The organism is Sphingobacterium sp. UBA3519 (genome assembly GCF_002377215.1).
Lineage (GTDB): Bacteria > Bacteroidota > Bacteroidia > Sphingobacteriales > Sphingobacteriaceae > Sphingobacterium > Sphingobacterium multivorum.
The window spans coordinates 1-16,728 of record NZ_DFPI01000010.1; the positions used below are offsets into that span (position 1 = coordinate 1).

10 protein-coding genes are annotated in these 16,728 nt (G+C 40.9%); 3 read left to right on the forward strand and 7 right to left on the reverse strand.

The window, feature by feature from the left end; genetic code table 11:
• Window positions 1–663: 663 nt before the first annotated feature.
• Complete coding sequence (locus tag B3297_RS04035) at window positions 664–2,070, forward strand: Gfo/Idh/MocA family protein (RefSeq protein WP_286778460.1); 1,407 nt, start codon at window positions 664–666, stop codon at window positions 2,068–2,070.
• Window positions 2,071–2,238: 168 nt separating this feature from the next.
• Window positions 2,239–3,177: a formylglycine-generating enzyme family protein gene (locus B3297_RS04040; RefSeq protein ID WP_254667666.1), complete on the forward strand. Its 939-nt coding sequence runs from the start codon at window positions 2,239–2,241 to the stop codon at window positions 3,175–3,177.
• Window positions 3,178–3,221: 44 nt separating this feature from the next.
• Here the strand turns inward: B3297_RS04040 and carB are convergent, their stop codons facing one another.
• The gene (gene carB, locus B3297_RS04045; protein WP_070563252.1) at window positions 3,222–6,041 is read right to left on the reverse strand and encodes a carbamoyl-phosphate synthase large subunit; all 2,820 of its coding nucleotides are present in this window, start codon (window positions 6,039–6,041) and stop codon (window positions 3,222–3,224) included.
• 354 nt (window positions 6,042–6,395) lie between these two features.
• On the reverse strand, window positions 6,396–8,654 hold the full coding sequence (locus tag B3297_RS04050) for a beta-N-acetylhexosaminidase (protein WP_286752230.1): 2,259 nt from the start codon (window positions 8,652–8,654) through the stop codon (window positions 6,396–6,398).
• 149 nt (window positions 8,655–8,803) lie between these two features.
• On the opposite strand from B3297_RS04050, the gene lipA reads away from it, so the two are divergent.
• Entirely contained in the window at window positions 8,804–9,685 is an 882-nt protein-coding gene (lipA, locus tag B3297_RS04055; RefSeq protein ID WP_286778461.1) for a lipoyl synthase, read from the forward strand.
• A gap of 263 nt (window positions 9,686–9,948) precedes the next feature.
• On the opposite strand, the gene B3297_RS04060 is transcribed toward lipA, so the two are convergent.
• The 5 genes from B3297_RS04060 to B3297_RS04080 all read right to left on the reverse strand — a co-directional run bounded on the left by B3297_RS04060 (window position 9,949) and on the right by B3297_RS04080 (window position 16,708).
• A complete protein-coding gene (locus tag B3297_RS04060) occupies window positions 9,949–12,609 on the reverse strand; it encodes a hypothetical protein (RefSeq protein ID WP_286778462.1) in 2,661 nt (886 codons plus the stop codon).
• On the reverse strand, window positions 12,609–13,511 hold the full coding sequence (locus tag B3297_RS04065) for a GLPGLI family protein (RefSeq protein ID WP_286777426.1): 903 nt from the start codon (window positions 13,509–13,511) through the stop codon (window positions 12,609–12,611). The genes B3297_RS04060 and B3297_RS04065 overlap by 1 nt, the downstream gene beginning before the upstream one ends.
• A 196-nt stretch (window positions 13,512–13,707) precedes the next feature.
• Complete coding sequence (locus B3297_RS04070; protein ID WP_236560108.1) at window positions 13,708–15,219, reverse strand: amidohydrolase; 1,512 nt, start codon at window positions 15,217–15,219, stop codon at window positions 13,708–13,710.
• 394 nt (window positions 15,220–15,613) lie between these two features.
• Window positions 15,614–16,024, reverse strand: coding sequence for a BrxA/BrxB family bacilliredoxin (locus B3297_RS04075; RefSeq protein ID WP_070563263.1), 411 nt, complete (start codon window positions 16,022–16,024; stop codon window positions 15,614–15,616).
• A 150-nt stretch (window positions 16,025–16,174) separates the two neighbouring features.
• Complete coding sequence (locus B3297_RS04080; RefSeq protein WP_070563596.1) at window positions 16,175–16,708, reverse strand: AAA family ATPase; 534 nt, start codon at window positions 16,706–16,708, stop codon at window positions 16,175–16,177.
• Window positions 16,709–16,728: the final 20 nt, after the last annotated feature.

A 16,728-nucleotide genomic window follows, 5' to 3' on the forward strand; every position in this document is an offset into this window, starting at 1 on the left:
GCTACCTGCCTGTACTTCCCCGTACAATGCTATTGCATATCCTCCGCCTATTGGTTATCGCAGTACGTTGCTTGAGTTTACTTTCCTTATAGGCTATCCAACTGTTGCGAATTATACAGTGAGTGGCTATAGTTCTTGCTATAAAATTCATATGTTATACGGTCATTCTAGACTATTATTAAGCTTAATAAGGCAGATATCATTGTATCCACATACTATTTCTCATCCACATATCCCGATCAGGAACCCGATAACATTATACCTCTAGCTAGGCCTCTGTGAAGTTACAATTGCTTAACGATAACAAATGCAGCTCGGCATTCATTAGTAATCATTGCTGGATTATATTGTAGCAATGCCATTATTCTACTCGGAATTTCATTATTAAAAACTCTGTGGCTGCAGAATATCGATTGAAAAACAACGAAGATAAAAATTTAAGCAATCGTTTGTGTAGATTAAGCAAACGATTGCTTTCAAGTTTCATTTTTTATTTAGAAAAAAGTGTTATATTATTGTTATAGAGATTAAGTTCTTTAAATAGAACCAACTATAAAATCCGATCCAAAAGGATTTTTTCTATTGACTGTTTAGTTTGTTTTAAAATAGGTGATTTTTTAGAGGGACCAATTGGTCCCTTTAAATTTATATGAACTTTAAATTATGGATTCTAGAAGAGATTTTCTTAAAAAAGCCGGAATATTGTCATCGCTGGCTGTTTCACTCCCTACTCTGGTCAATGCCAATACGGCAGCCGCGTCGTTTAATATGTCTGGATATGCAGCTCCAAAAATCGATAAAGTCAGAGTAGCGGTGATAGGATTGGGTATGCGCGGTACTGGTGCTGTTGAACGCTTGTCCTTTATTGAGGGATGCGAAATTGTCGCACTTTGTGACAAGCATCCAGACCGGGTGGAGCGCGCAACAAAAATTGTTACATCGAAAGGTCTAGCAGCTCCTAAAGCGTATTCAGGTGAAGATGGCTGGAAATCCTTGTCGAAAGAAGAGAAGCTTGATCTGGTCTATATTTGTACGCCTTGGGATTATCATACTCCGATGAGTATTGCGGCGATGAAAGCGGGTAATCACGTGGCTTGTGAAGTCCCGATCGCTTTGACAATCAAGGATTGTTGGGAGGTGGTAAAAACATCCGAGGCAACTAAAAAGCATTGTATGATGCTGGAGAACTGCTGTTATGATTTCTTCGAAATGCTGACATTGAATATGGTGCGCCAAGGCTTGTTTGGCGAGCTCGTTCACGCCGAAGGTGCTTATATTCACGATTTGCTTGATCTTAACTTTGCAAAAAATGGCTATGATAACATGTGGCGCCTAAGAGAAAATATAAAACTAAATGGAAATCTGTACCCTACACATGGACTTGGACCTGTGGCACAATGCTTAAATATCAATAGAGGGGATAAAATGGATCATCTTGTGGCGGTGTCTTCCAGTGATTTTATGATGGGAGAAAAAGCGAAAGAGTTAGCCGCTAAGGATTCTTTTTTTCAGGAATTTGTAGGAAAGAAATACCGTGGTAATATGAATACAACGCTTATCCGTACGGCCAAAGGGAAAACGATTATGTTGCAGCATGATGTTACTTCTCCTAGACCTTATTCTAGGCTACATACACTGAGTGGTACCAAAGGGTTTGCACAAAAGTACCCTACGGAGAATATTGCTTTTGGTCATGAATTCGTTACAGAACAGAAATTGAAGGAACTGTATGATAAATACACCCCAGAATTGGTAAAATATATTGGTGAGCAGGCAAAGCAGGTCGGTGGACACGGTGGGATGGATTTTATGATGGACTGGCGTCTAATTGATTGTTTGCGCAATGGATTACCTTTGGATCAGGATGTCTATGACGCTGCTTCATGGAGCTGTATCGTACCGTTGAGTTTCGAATCTGTCGAAAAGAACTGTAAAACAGTTGATGTACCGGATTTCACAAAAGGTGCATGGAAAAATAATACGCCGGTAGAAATCACGTTAAAAGGTGGCGGAAATACGCCTATCCGTTCGAGATCAGCGAAAAAAGAAAATATACAATTGGGCGTATAGCCCTCCTATATAAAATGACTTATTGAAGGGGAACTTTTTATTGTTCCCCTTTTATGTTTATCTTTAATTATGTTATTCAATCTGACTCTAATTACCTGTTTATCGTTATTTTCCACCAAGGATACACTTTCCTGTTGTGTTGGGGAAAATATACCTACTCGCGCTGGTATGATAAAATCCCAAATTGCCCAGCTAAAAAGCAAGAATGCGGACAAAATGATATTGGTCGAAGGGGGCAAATTTCTAATGGGAAGTTCAAATTTTGAAGATAGTAAGCCCCTACATCAGGTTGAACTAAATTCATTTTATATGGATGAACATGAGGTCACAAATGCACAGTTTGCGCAGTTTGTAAAGGAGACGGGTTATGTAACTGTTGCTGAGCGAGAGCTTGATCCGAAAGATTTTCCGGGAGTGGATCCCAAGATGTTAGTCCCGGGATCGGCTGTGTTCTCTAAGCCCAAAGAACTTAATTCATTAAATAATTACCTGATGTGGTGGGAGTATGTCCCTGGTGCAAACTGGCAACATCCCGAGGGGCCGAATAGCTCGATAAAGGACAAAATGAATTATCCTGTTGTTCAGGTTGCCTATGAAGATGCTGCAGCTTATGCGGAATGGGCAGGCAAGCGATTACCTACAGAAGCGGAATGGGAATATGCGGCTAGAGGACGTAAAGATGCAAACGACGATTTGTATTATTGGGGCCAAGACTTGAAGCCTAATGGTAAATGGACCGCAAATATTTACCAGGGAAAGTTTCCGGTACAAGATTCAAAAGAAGATGGATTTGAGGGGACAGCACCTGTAAAATCATTTCAGGCAAATGCGTTGGGACTGTATGATATGGAAGGGAATGTGTGGGAATGGTGTGCTGATTTTTATAGACCTGACTATTATCAGCATAGTACAGCTGCTAATCCCAAAGGACCACAAGATTCTTATGATCCACAGGAACCAAATCTTGAAAAACGCGTTCAGCGGGGAGGGTCATTTCTTTGCAATGATCAATATTGCGAAAGGTATAAAGCCGGAAGCAGAGGAAAAGGAGAGGTCAACAGTCCTACAAATAATGTTGGATTTCGCTGTGTAAAAGATATAAAATAGAAAAGGCTTGCATGTGCAAGCCTTTTCTATTTTATTGATATGCCTTATTGTGCATTCAAAAACATTGATTTTTGATTGTACAATTCTCTGAAATAAGGATCTTGTAGATCTTTGATAAAGCGAATTGCTTCACCAGTTGATTTCATCTCAGGGCCTAATTGCTTGTCTACTTCAGGGAATTTATTGAAAGAGAATACAGGTTCTTTAATCGCGTATCCTTTCAGTTTACGTTCGATTGTAAAGTCTTTCAATTTATTGACGCCCAACATGACTTTAGTTGCAATATTGATGTAAGGAACATCATAAGCTTTAGCGATGAAAGGAACTGTACGTGATGCACGTGGATTAGCCTCGATTACATATACATTTTCACCTTTGACAGCAAACTGGATGTTTAATAGACCTCTTACGTTCAACGCTTTTGCCAATTTAATAGAGTATTCTTCCATTTTGTCCTGAACAGCTTGTGATAGACCAAATGGAGGCAATACCGCCGATGAGTCACCCGAGTGGATACCTGCAGGCTCGATGTGTTCCATCATACCAATGATGTGTACATCTTCACCATCACAGATTGAATCTGATTCAGCTTCTTCTGCACGATCCAGGAAGTGGTCAATCAGAATATGATTTCCAGGAAGATTCTTCAACAAGTTAACGACAGCTTTTTCTAAATCTTCGTCATTGATGACAATACTCATTCCTTGTCCGCCCAATACGTAAGAAGGACGCACCAATACTGGATAGCCAACTTCGTTTGCAACTTGTAATGCTTCTTCTGCTGAAGTTGCTACACCGTATCTTGGATATGGAATTTCCAGTTCTTTCAATAGATCGGAGAAACGGCCACGGTCTTCTGCCAAGTCCATATTCTCAAATGAAGTACCGATAATTTTTACGCCAAGTTGCTCTAGACGCTCAGCCATTTTAAGAGCCGTTTGTCCACCCAACTGAACGATAACACCTTCGGGTTTTTCTAATTCGATGATCTCACGTACGTGCTCCCAGAATACGGGCTCGAAGTATAATTTGTCAGCCATATTGAAGTCTGTCGATACAGTCTCCGGGTTACAGTTAACCATAATCGCTTCGTAACCACATTCTTTAGCGGCTAATAAACCATGTACACAAGAGTAGTCGAACTCGATACCTTGACCGATACGGTTTGGACCAGAACCTAAAACGATGATTTTCTTTCTATCTGAAGAGATGGATTCGTTCTCTTCTTCGAATGTCGAATAGTAATAAGGTGTTTGTGCCGGGAATTCTGCAGCACAAGTATCGACCATTTTGTAAACACGGTTGATACCTAACTCCTTACGACGATCGTACACTTGATCCTCGGTTACATTTCCTAATAACCATGCGATTTGTACATCTGAATAACCTTTTTGTTTTAAGGTCATGAAGAAGTCGCGTGGAATATTATTCAATTGATAACGACGTAATTCTTGCTCAAGGTGTACCAACTCTTGGATCTGTACCAAGAACCATTTGTCGATACGTGTTGCCTTACGGATCGATTCCAAAGGAACGCCTAATTCGAAAGCATCTTTGATATGGAATAAGCGGTCACCACTTGGATGTTCCAAACTATCCATGATTTCGTCAAGGTTTCTCCATTGACGACCATCAGCGCCTAAACCAGCGCGGCCAGTCTCTAAGGATTGACATGCTTTCTGTAAAGCTTCGATAAATGTACGGCCGATTGCCATTACTTCACCTACCGCTTTCATCTGTAGACCTAATTCCTTGTTTGCTCCTTTGAATTTATCGAAGTTGAAACGAGGGATCTTAACAATCACATAATCCAATGTTGGTTCAAAATATGCGGATGTTGTCTTGGTGATCTGATTTTGTAATTCATCTAAGTTGTAACCGATCGCCAGTTTAGCTGCAATCTTCGCAATTGGATAACCCGTTGCTTTCGATGCTAAAGCGGAAGAGCGTGATACACGTGGATTGATTTCGATGGCGATGATCTCTTCGTTTTCTGGGTTTACAGAGAACTGAACGTTACAACCACCCGCAAATGTACCAATTGAACGCATCATCAGGATAGCCTGATTACGCATATCTTGATAACATTTGTCTGATAATGTCATGCCTGGTGCAACAGTGATCGAGTCTCCAGTGTGGATACCCATTGGATCAAAGTTTTCAATAGTACAGATGATGATAACATTGTCATTGGTATCGCGAAGTAATTCCAACTCAAATTCTTTCCAGCCCAATACAGCTTGTTCAACCAAAACTTCATGTGTTGGTGATGCATGTAAACCTCTATTTAAGGCTGCGTCAAAATCTTCTTTTCTGTGAACAAATCCACCTCCTGTACCTGCAAGGGTATAAGATGGACGTATAACAAGCGGATAGCCAATCTCTTGTGCCGCTTCTTTACCTTCAAGGAATGAGTTTGCAATTTTGGATGTTGCAACGCCCACACCGATATCAACCATTAATTGACGGAATTCTTCGCGGTTTTCAGTTTTTTCAATGGCAGCAACATCAACACCGATAACTTTTACATTGTATTTTTCCCAAAGGCCTAGGTTGGAAGCTTCGATACATAAGTTCAAAGCCGTTTGGCCACCCATGGTAGGAAGTACAGCGTCAATGTTGTGTTTTTGCAAAATTTCTTCAATACTTTCGCAAGTTAATGGAAGTAAGTAGACATTGTCCGCAACAACTTTGTCCGTCATGATTGTTGCAGGGTTTGAGTTGATGATGGATACTTCAATACCTTCTTCTTTCAATGAAAGGGATGCTTGAGATCCAGAATAATCAAATTCACAAGCTTGACCGATAACGATGGGACCTGATCCGATGATTAAAACCGACTTAATGGAAGTGTTTCTTGGCATTATATCTAGTTCAAAAAATTAAATTTCCTATTGTAAATCTGAGCAAAGACAATCAAAAATAGCTCATGGGGAAGGGTCATTCCGACTGCTTTGTCGGAGTGCAAAGTTACATTTTAAATTTTGAAAATTAAGTATTTATTTTAATAATATTTCAAAATTAAATGCCGTTTGTTGGAAAAGTAGTCCTGAAAAACAAAAACGAGTATAGAACCTTCATGATTTTAGAGCTATTGGTGCTGTGAAATCATGAAGGTTATTGTTTTCCGATAACAGTGAGTTTTGAACTCATTGATGCTTTAATGAGAAACCACAAGTCAATAAAACATGCAGGTTTAGAAAACTGTCCAGATATGTTTAATAAACGATGATTTCGTCTGTAAACAAGTATCCTTTTTTAGGATTGCTGGCTTTGATCTTTATATAACGCGCCTGCTGTGCTTTGTCAAGTTTGAGTTCAAACCTTTTGAAAGTCAACTTGGACTCTTTATCGGATATATCATTTTTGATTGTTCCTACCGATCTGAAGGTACGGCCATTATCCGAAAGCAGGACTTCCATTTCTCCGGGCATGTAAACGCCCGGGCCAATCATCTGCATAAAATTCATGGCTACCTGGTGTATTTCTTCTCTACGTTCCATATCCACGACCACATCAATCGGACTGGTGAATCCTTGCCATTGGCCATCGTGATAGGAAAGTCCACCCATGATTCCATTTGTTAAGGTAGAATCTTTTTGTGCTGGATATCCCGACCATGCTGTGTTGTACGTTACTTTTTTTCCGATAGCGCGATGAATGTCAATATCAAAGGATAGGGTTGGACCAATTTTGATAGAATCTAGAAAATAAGCCGCATTGATATGGCCTGTCGAGCTGAGTTCAAATGGTCCGGTATACGGCGTAGACTGGATTGTAGGCTCACTGCCATCAATGGTATATCGGATCTGATCTGTTTTTAGTTGCTCGGTTGTCAGCGTAATTTTATTGTTGTTTTTAGCTGCATTGTATGTTGCTGTATAAGCGACATTAAAGGAAGGACGGTAGTAATTGACGTTCAGATCTTGTAAAAGCTTATAATGAGATTGCAGTCTTCGCTGAAAGTCAGTCCAACTTTTCCCATCTTTATTGGTCCAATTGACCTCTGCTAAAGCCAGTGCACGTGGGAATACCATATACTCAAGGTGTTCGGTGGTAGGAACATATTCTGTCCATATATTCGCTTGTGCTCCGAGAATATGCTTGGCTTTATCTCCTTGTATGGCCGCTGGAATAGGATCATATGAATACACCTTATCCAGTGTCAGGTAACCGCCGATGGCCTCAGGCTGTGTCCGAGGGTCTGTCTGATAAGAATCAAAATAGAGGTGTGAACCGGGAGTCATGATGACATCGTGGCCTGCATTTGCGGCCTTTATGCCGCCATCTTCACCGCGCCAGCTCATGACGGTAGCTCCTTCGGTAAGTCCCCCTTGTAGGATTTCGTCCCAACCGATCAGTTTTCTACCCTTAGATTGCAGGTATTGATCCATTTGTCTGATGGCATAGCTCTGCAGTTCGTCGACAGATTTCAGTCCTTCTTTCTGCATGAGTGCCTGATCTTTTGGACAGGTTTCCCAATGCTTTTTCTCAGCCTCATCACCACCGATATGAATGTACTGGGAAGGGAATATTGTAAGCACTTCATCCAATACATTTTTCAGAAATTCAAAGGTTTTTTCATTGCCGATACAGAATTCTCCCTGACTATAGGGCTTTCCGGAACAGGAGAGTTCGGGATACACGGCCAATACTTCTTCCGAATGTCCGGGCATTTCTATTTCGGGAATAACATTGATTCCTTTGCGGGCTGCATAATCGACCAATTCGCGGGCTTCCTCCTGTGTGTAGAATCCACCGCTGGCATTTGGCGTACCTTTTTCTACATATTGACGACCATTGTTCCACCAATCTTTCCAGCTGGTATGTGTTCGCCAGGCCGCCTTTTGTGTTAATTCCGGGTATTTCTTAATCTCCAATCGCCATCCCGCTCCATCGGTTAAATGCCAATGAAAGTTGTTGAACTTATAGATGGCCATGATGTCGATATACTTTTTTACAAAAGATAGCGGCATAAAATGGCGCGATACATCCAGGTGTAATCCACGATAAGCAAAGCGAGGCTCATCGACTATAGTCGCATAGGCTACTTTACTTGGATCGGCTTGTAGATAGCCTAATTGAACCAGCGTGTAAATCCCATTGATCACCTGAGGTACATTCCAAGCCCTGAGTAGCAGGCCTTTTTCATCGATTTGAATGGAATAGGCGTTCTTACTCAGATTATCTGCATCGACAGCTTTAATAATGCGAAAGCCTTCTTTAGGGCCTTTTTTATTTTTCTTGAGTACTTCGACAGTGAGGCTTTTGATGGCGGGGTGTTCAGTAAGTAACTGTGTCGCCTCCTGAAATTCATCTGAAACAATAACCTGAAGATGTGCAGGGATAGCGTATGTTCCAGTAGCCAAGGTGATTTTCGAAGGTTTGGGTATAATGTCAAAGTTGGTTTGGGCTTGTGCTGTAAAAATGGTTGCACCCCCAAGTAACAACATGGATAAAGATCGGCTCAGTCGCATAGTTTTGTTATTAGATTAATGATAATCAACACAAATATCCTAATTTTTGTTTCATAATTCTATTATTGACGGCAATCGCTCATTTTTTATGATATAAAACCAACAAATTGACGGTTAGAAATTACATTTTTAATCCTTAACTTTGTTGTATGATTGAACTTCCAGTTATTCCGGCAACTCCTGCACAACGCAAGCCTGATTGGTTGCGTGTCAAATTGCCTGTTGGTAAAGAATATAGACATGTCAGAAGTCTTGTAGACGAGCATAAATTACATACAATTTGTGAGAGTGGAAATTGCCCGAATATGGGCGAATGTTGGGGGGCTGGAACGGCAACCTTCATGATTTTGGGAAATATCTGTACACGTTCTTGTTCATTTTGTGCGGTAGCAACAGGTCGTCCTTTGGCGGTGGATCTGGATGAACCTAATCGTGTTGCCAATTCTGTCAAGTTAATGCAGGTAAAACACTGTGTGATCACTTCGGTGGATCGTGATGACCTAAAAGATGGTGGTTCGATAATATGGGCGGAGACAATAAATGCCATTCGTCGGGAAAGCCCAGAAACAACCTTAGAAACACTTTTGCCAGATTTTAAAGGACAATGGGATAATTTGGACCGCGTGATCGCAGTACGTCCCGAGGTTGTTTCGCACAACCTTGAAACTGTACGTCGTTTGACAAGAGAAGTTCGCGTTCAAGCTAAATATGATCGTTCACTTGAGTGTCTGCGTCGGATTTCTGAAGCTGGACTCCGTACAAAATCAGGAATTATGCTTGGTTTTGGGGAAACAGAGGAAGATGTTATCGAGGCAATGCAAGATTTATATAACGTTGGGGTACATATTTTGACACTGGGGCAATATTTACAGCCTACCAAAGCTCACCATCCTGTAATCGAGTGGATTACGCCTGCACAATTTGAGAAATATCAGAAAATTGGTTTGGAAATGGGATTCAAGTATGTGGAGTCTGGACCGCTGGTTCGTTCTTCTTACCATGCAGAGAAACATTTATTTGATATGCAATAGAAAACATTTCTAAGTTTTTTAACAAAGAATATTTTTCGCAAGATATAAAAAGAAGCCTGGGTGATTTTTTTGCTCAGGCTTCTTTTTTCTATTTTTTTTTTAAATGAAACGGTTTGCCTCTAGGGGTTGAAAAACTTATTACTCTTGTTCATCATCGATAATCTGCTAAAATAGCGAGATTTCAATTGGAAGAGATTGGTCTATGGGCACAACAATAGACGAGCACTAGAAAACGTAATTGTTTCTTTCCGATGGTTCGAGTCTTAAAGGTTGAAAACTGTACGAAGTAAAATTGTTCTCCCGCGAAGTTCAAATTCATTCTGTGAAATCATATTGGCCGTCATCAGGTAGGTGCGATAGTTTTTGATATTGGCCAAATTATTCATTTCCAATTCGATATCCATTTTCCACTTGTTGATCTTATAGCGCGTAAAAAAGTCTATGAAGGTATAACTTGCATTCTTCATGTTTGTTTGAAAGGTGGAAAGATTACGTAGGTTTAGCCGCATAAAGCCATTTTTAAAGGGACTGGCCGGAAAGCCTATGTTATGCATCATGGTGGTAGTTTTGTTTTGGATCGCATTGTCAAGGCCCTGTTGTTTGCTCCGGCTCCAATTGAATAGTCCTGAATAGGAAATATTATAAGATTTAAATACCTTAGCTTCAATACTGGGCTGAAATAGATAGCTCATACTTCGAGTAGGCACTAGCGCATTGTTTAACAATTGATTGTATTTGAAGTAAGAAATGCTTCCTTTTAGTTTGAGGGTACTTGCCAAAGGGAAGATGTATTTATCATATCCGATCTGAGATGACCATCGATCTTGCAGGTTATCCATATTGACCAATATGTTTTCGGTGATGTTATTTTTTATAACGGACGATAACATCGTGTTGGAAAGCGATCTTGTATAGCTAATACCTGCATTTGCAAATAATACTTTTAGGGTGCGGGCCAAATTATAATTGAGATTAAACGTATGTTTTTTGGATTCATTTAGCGCTGCATTATTTTGGCTAAGCATTCTATAGTTCCGTAATACGGCACCACGGTATATATCTTCAATATTGCCTATATCCTGCGCAAATTGATAGTTAAATTGAAGATAGTCTTCTTGTGAAATCTGCCATCTTGCTTTTAAATTAGGATTGATCAGCATGGAATTTTTGGACGTGGCCAGTTGATGGCTGACATCTTCATAATGCGTAAACAAATAGGTGATCGGGATCTCGAGCTGGGTTTCAAATCGATTTGTTTTCCAGGAATATTGCGGTGTAATAAACGCTTGGGATCTGCTCCAATACAGATTATTACGGGTATTATCGCCCAATGTTCGAACACGTTGCTCATTATCTACTATGGTAAGGAGTGAGTTGAAATGTTGACGATCTGTATTGAAGCTAATTTGATAGTATTGTTTGATTCTGCCTTTATTGAAGCGATAACCTGTACTGATCTCCGTAAAAAAGGAAGGAACTTCGATTTGCTGGCGGCTGCTTTTATAGGGAATGCTATCGTTGAGTATTTCTGGAAAAACACCGGGATAGATCTGTAATGTCTGCGGTTTATTGCCATAATTTAAAGACCAGTTGATTGCAATAATGTCATTGTTTTTAAGTTGGGGTATATAGCTGAACAAGTTTCTGAATCCCTTGATGTGGTGTTTTTGGAACTGCTCGATCTGCCCTGAGGAGTTTGCCAGCAATGCTGTAATATCTTTTTTTTCATATTCAAATGATAAAGTATTGCTCGCATATTTCTTTTCCGTATTGGTAGATGCCGAAAGTCTGGCTGCGCCAAGCCAACGCGCTGTTTTCATGTGATTTTGCTCATTAAAATAAACGTCACCATCATCGAGCAGGTATTGCGTGTTTGAGGCATTATTTTGCCTATCGTTGTCGTATAGAACCTGAATATTGGATTTTAGCTGCCAGAGATTCTTGAGATTGTATAGGTTATTGGTGTTCAGTGAACCGGTATTGTTGAAGTAATAATTGTTTTTAGGAATATTTGGACTGCCTGTTGTGCTCGTCGCCAGGAGATTGTTGATAGTCGAGCTGCCGAACTTGGCCAGTAAAGAGGATTGATTGGCTCCAATAATATCTCCGGAAAGATCATAACCTGTATTATTCCCGTTGAGAACATTCAGCATCTTTACTTTCTTGTTGAATAGGATTGAATTCAATTCAGGATCATAGAGATTGGGGGTGCCGACGCCAATTTTGGCCTGTCCAGTGAGCTTCAGCTTGGCTTCCTCTTTGATAACGAGATTGATGGCGACGTCGTCTGTAAATCTTTTATTTTTAAGGACCTTATAATGTTCGTGATTGTCGAGCACCTGAATGTCCTTTACCATTTTATGCGGGATTGTCCGTGTACCTACACCATAGCGATTTTCCAACAGATCGTCACCGTCAATGTAAAGTTTAGAAACGGTTTTATCCTGGTATTTTATAAGCCCCGATTCGGTAACTTCCATGCCCGGAAGGCGTTTGATTACGTCGCCTATATTGCGATCCTCCTCTTTGGCAAAAGATCCGACGTCGTAGGAAATCGTATCATTTGAACGGCTCACTTTAGGTTTGCTCTTTACAATGACGTCTTGTAGCAGATTGGTTTTTGGAACGAGGGCGATCCGAAGATTGGATGTCTGTGTGCCAAGTTTGAGTTCAAATTTTTCGTAAGTAAGGTGATTGATCTGCAGGTAAAGGCTCGCATATTCCTTTGTCAATGTGATTGTGAAACGCCCATCTTTATCTGTCGGCTTGAAAGCGATGATTTTACCGTCTGAAAGGATGTTGACACTGGCAAAGGGTACGGGATGCTGTGTCTTATCCACTTGGACCGTTCCACTAATCGTTTGCTGGGCAAAGGTTATTTGCCCAAGCAAAACGACTATAAATAAACATAGAAATACTTTCATTAAGGCGTCAGCTCTATCGGATTATTGGTAACCTTCGAAGGTTTGTATTTATCGTCTCTTGAAATATTGAAACTTTTTATTTTGGATGGATCCAAAGCACCAATAGGGGAGCTTCCACCTGAATTACCGGCTCGAACGGCAACGATGTTTCCGTTTGAGCCTACATTGATGGCTCTATTCTTTCCGGATTGCGCTTGCATGTAGGCTTGAGGATTGGCCTTAAAGGCTTCCTGAATCTTCTTTACTTCATCTGCCGTACTTGCGATGGTATTTTGTGGCAGTTCGACAAATGTTTTTCCATCTTCAATTTTATCGAATCCGGCGTAAGCGAAAATCACTTCATTTTTTGTGTCCCGTGCGTCAAGGATAAGTCCGGGTAGACCATGGAGTTTCCAGGGACCATAGGAAAATGGAAGTTCGGTTGTAAACCAGGCGATATAGGTGCGGCCTTTGAATGTTGCCTTCGCATTTTGGCAATTGTAACCACCGATTTCTTTACGATCTCCCAAGATTTCCCAATCCTGTGTGGGATATGGTGAAGTAATGGAGAAATGGTCACTAGCAACGGATATTACCTCTGTTATTTTATTTTGATCGGGGTTGATTAGATAAGATGATGATGAGGGCGAGGAGCGCGTAGTAAGGGTTAGATTGCCGGAAAATGCGGGATCTTCCATCTGTTTTTTGACCTCTTCCTGCATGCGTTTGGATGAATATGACGTATAGTAGCTGCCCTGCTGATTCAGGTAAACCACTGTTTCATCGCGTAAAAATTGGTCCCGTTGGGTACTGTCATTGACATGTTTGAATTCGTAATGTACTTTAGCGATGGCAGGAGTACGCTCTTGTGCAAATAATAGCTGCGTGGCCACAGACAGTAGGATTGATAATGAATATTTCATAAATATATGTTTATATCGTAAATATACGAAACATTCGTAATTCTAAGAATTTATTTGAACTTTTCGTTATTATCCTCCCTAGGGTTGTGCTAATGCAGGTTAAGAAAGGTTTGACTTGTTAGCAATACTTTTGTTAGCTATCTTGTTTCGTTAGCGGTATAAGTTTATTGGGTATGGCTAGGCATATCAGTTCTTGTTATCTTTTAAACAGGGTCTCACCTGCAATTACTGTCCGTTCTGTTTTTACATTTCGCAGTTGCTCATTTGGAATTTTCAAGATATCCTTTTCGAGGATAACAAAATCGGCATCTTTTCCCACTTCGATACTTCCTCGTTTTTTCTCCTGAAAACAAGAATATGCCGCCCAGATTGTCATTCCTTTTAAGGCATCCTCACGGCTTATGGCATCTTGCATCTGAAACCCGTGGTTAGGATAGCCTTTTTTGTCGACACGTGCTACAGCGGCGTGGAAACCATATATGGGGTTAAAATGTTCAACCGGAAAGTCACTCCCCAAAGCGAGTTTGCCATATTCTGCCAACAGACGCTTATAAGCGTAAGCGCCTTTCATACGTTCTTCACCAAGTCGATCTTTGGCCCAGTACATATCGGAGGTTGCGTGTGTAGGTTGTACAGATGGTATGATTTGATACTTTCGAAACTTGTCAAAATCTGTAGGCGATATAATTTGGGCATGCTCGATGCGCCATCTACGGTCACCATTATTGTGGAGGTATTTGCCATAGATATCCAGAATAATACGATTGGCCGAATCGCCTATTGCATGGGTATTTGCCTGAAACTTACTTTCGGCAATCTGTTTGATCATGGCTTCGTATTCCTGGGGGCTATGGAGGAGAAAGCCGTGGGTGGGGGCATCATGGTAATGTGCGAGGAGGCATGCGCCACGAGATCCCAATGCACCATCGGCGAGCAGTTTAAATCCTTTGATCTCGAAACGGTCCGTTTCATAGAAACCCTGTTCGATAAATGACTTTATGTTTTGGGGATTGCCGAGGATCATGGCATAATCTCTAATTTTCAACTGTCCTTCGCGATAGTATTTTTTTAGGAGATCGAGTCTTTCTTTTGATAAACCTGCGTCTACAATAGTGGTTAGACCGACGGAAAGGAGGGAGTCTTGCGTTCGCTTGAGCATTCTTAAGAAGTCTTTCTCACTCGGAACCGGGATTGTCTTATTGACAAGATCCATTGCATTGTCGATCAAGAGGCCATTGGGGATATTATTATTCCCGCCGACCACACCGCCACGAATCGTCGGAATACTGGTTAATTTGGCCCATTCTAGCGCTTTGGAATTGGCTACCGCCGCATGATAATCTACACGCATGAGGTAGACGGGGATATCCGGGAAAGCTTTATCGAGTAGGTCCTTGGTTGGGAAAGTTTTATCTTTCCAGTGATTTTGGTCCCAGCCACCACCGATCAGCCAAGTTTTGTCCGGATTTTTTTGCTGGTAGTTTTTGACACGTTGAATAACCTCCTCGAAAGAATCGCTACCGTTTAGGTCGACTTGATCCATTAGTTCGGCCTCGTCAAATAAATGCGCATGGGCATCATAGAATCCCGGATAAATGGCCTTCCCCTGCGCATCAATTTTTTCTATTGCTTTGTACTTCCGCTGTATTTCTTCATCGGAACCGATGGCAATAAATTTACCGTCTTTGACAGCAAAAGCTTGTGCCATACTAAAAGCCGAATCTACAGTATATATTTGCGCATGATAAACAATGAGGTCCACTTTCGTTTGTGGTGAACATGAAATGATTGTCAAGCAGAACAAAAAAATGATGATTGGGAAGGTTTTCATAACCTAAAAATAGCAAAAAGCTTTGAATAAACGGAAACTAGGCTTGGGGCTAGATCTATTGGAGATGCGGACGCGGGGTTTTGACTTATCGAATTGCTTTACGTGAAGTACCTACGCTGAATTGTCGCGTATTATTGGGACAGGAGATCATCAGTAAAGTAGTGAAAGGCAACCTGAAGGAAAAGTAATGCGAATACGGATTATCCAAATGCAAAAAAGGCTATCCAAATAACTTGGACAGCCTTTTTAATTCAAAAATCAAAATACGTGATTAACAGTACTCGTCAAATGCTGCAACTAAATTGTCAGCAATCATTTGTGCAGGGCGACCTTCAATCATATGTCTTTCAATCATGTGTACCAATTTTCCGTCTTTAAATAAAGCCATTGCTGGTGAAGATGGCGGGTAAGGCAACATGTAGTTACGTGCAGTGTTTACAGCATCAGTTTCCATACCTGCGAAAACAGTGACCAATTTAGCTGGGTGTTTTTCATTTTTTACAGCAGCTTTTGCAGCTGGGCGTGCATTTGCTGCAGCGCAACCACAAACAGAGTTTACAACCACAAAGACAGTTCCTTCTGATGCGATAGCCTGATCAACTGCTTCAGGAGTTTTTAATTCTTCGAATCCTGCATCAACTAACTCTTGACGCATTGGAGTTACTAAATATTCTGGATACATTATTTCTTAAGTAAAATGTTAATATTCTATTTTAATTGTTTCTATAAAGCTTTCTGTCGCTGGGCAAGTATTTTTAGTCCGTATAAACAACAGCTATACTTTATGCTTACAAATATAGCTGTAAAAGGCTGCTTCGTCAAGACACTTGTCTCAAATCAATGTCAGAAAATCTTTTACCGCATGAAGTCCATTTTCAAGACGTTGGTCGCCGAGCCCGGAAATAAGACGGTAATTCGCATTAATGGCGTTCAATTCGCTTTTCCAGATCTCCATGAAGTGTTCGCGCTGTTCGGGAAAATCCCGTAGTGGATCATCCTGCCAAGGTAGATCGATATCCATCAGCAGGTAGAGATCATAAACATGTTGTTGAATTTTATCGGTGACTTCCTGCGGCGTATGACCGAAAAGATGATCTGACCAAATTTTTACCGTAAGAAAGGTGGTGTCACAGATGAGGAGCTGGTCCTGCGCTAAAGGGATCAGGGCTTCCTCTAGGGCTACCTGTCCATAAAACATATTGACTTCGTCCTGCAGGGTATATTTATTGTTGAGGCTTTGGCAATAATAACGTGAATACTCGGGTACGCATACCGTCTGAAATTCCTTGGCAAGAAATTGTGCCATCGTTGATTTTCCGGTGGACTCGGGGCCAACAACGGCAATTTTTATGAAATCTTTTCCCACTTCGATCGTTTTGATAGGCA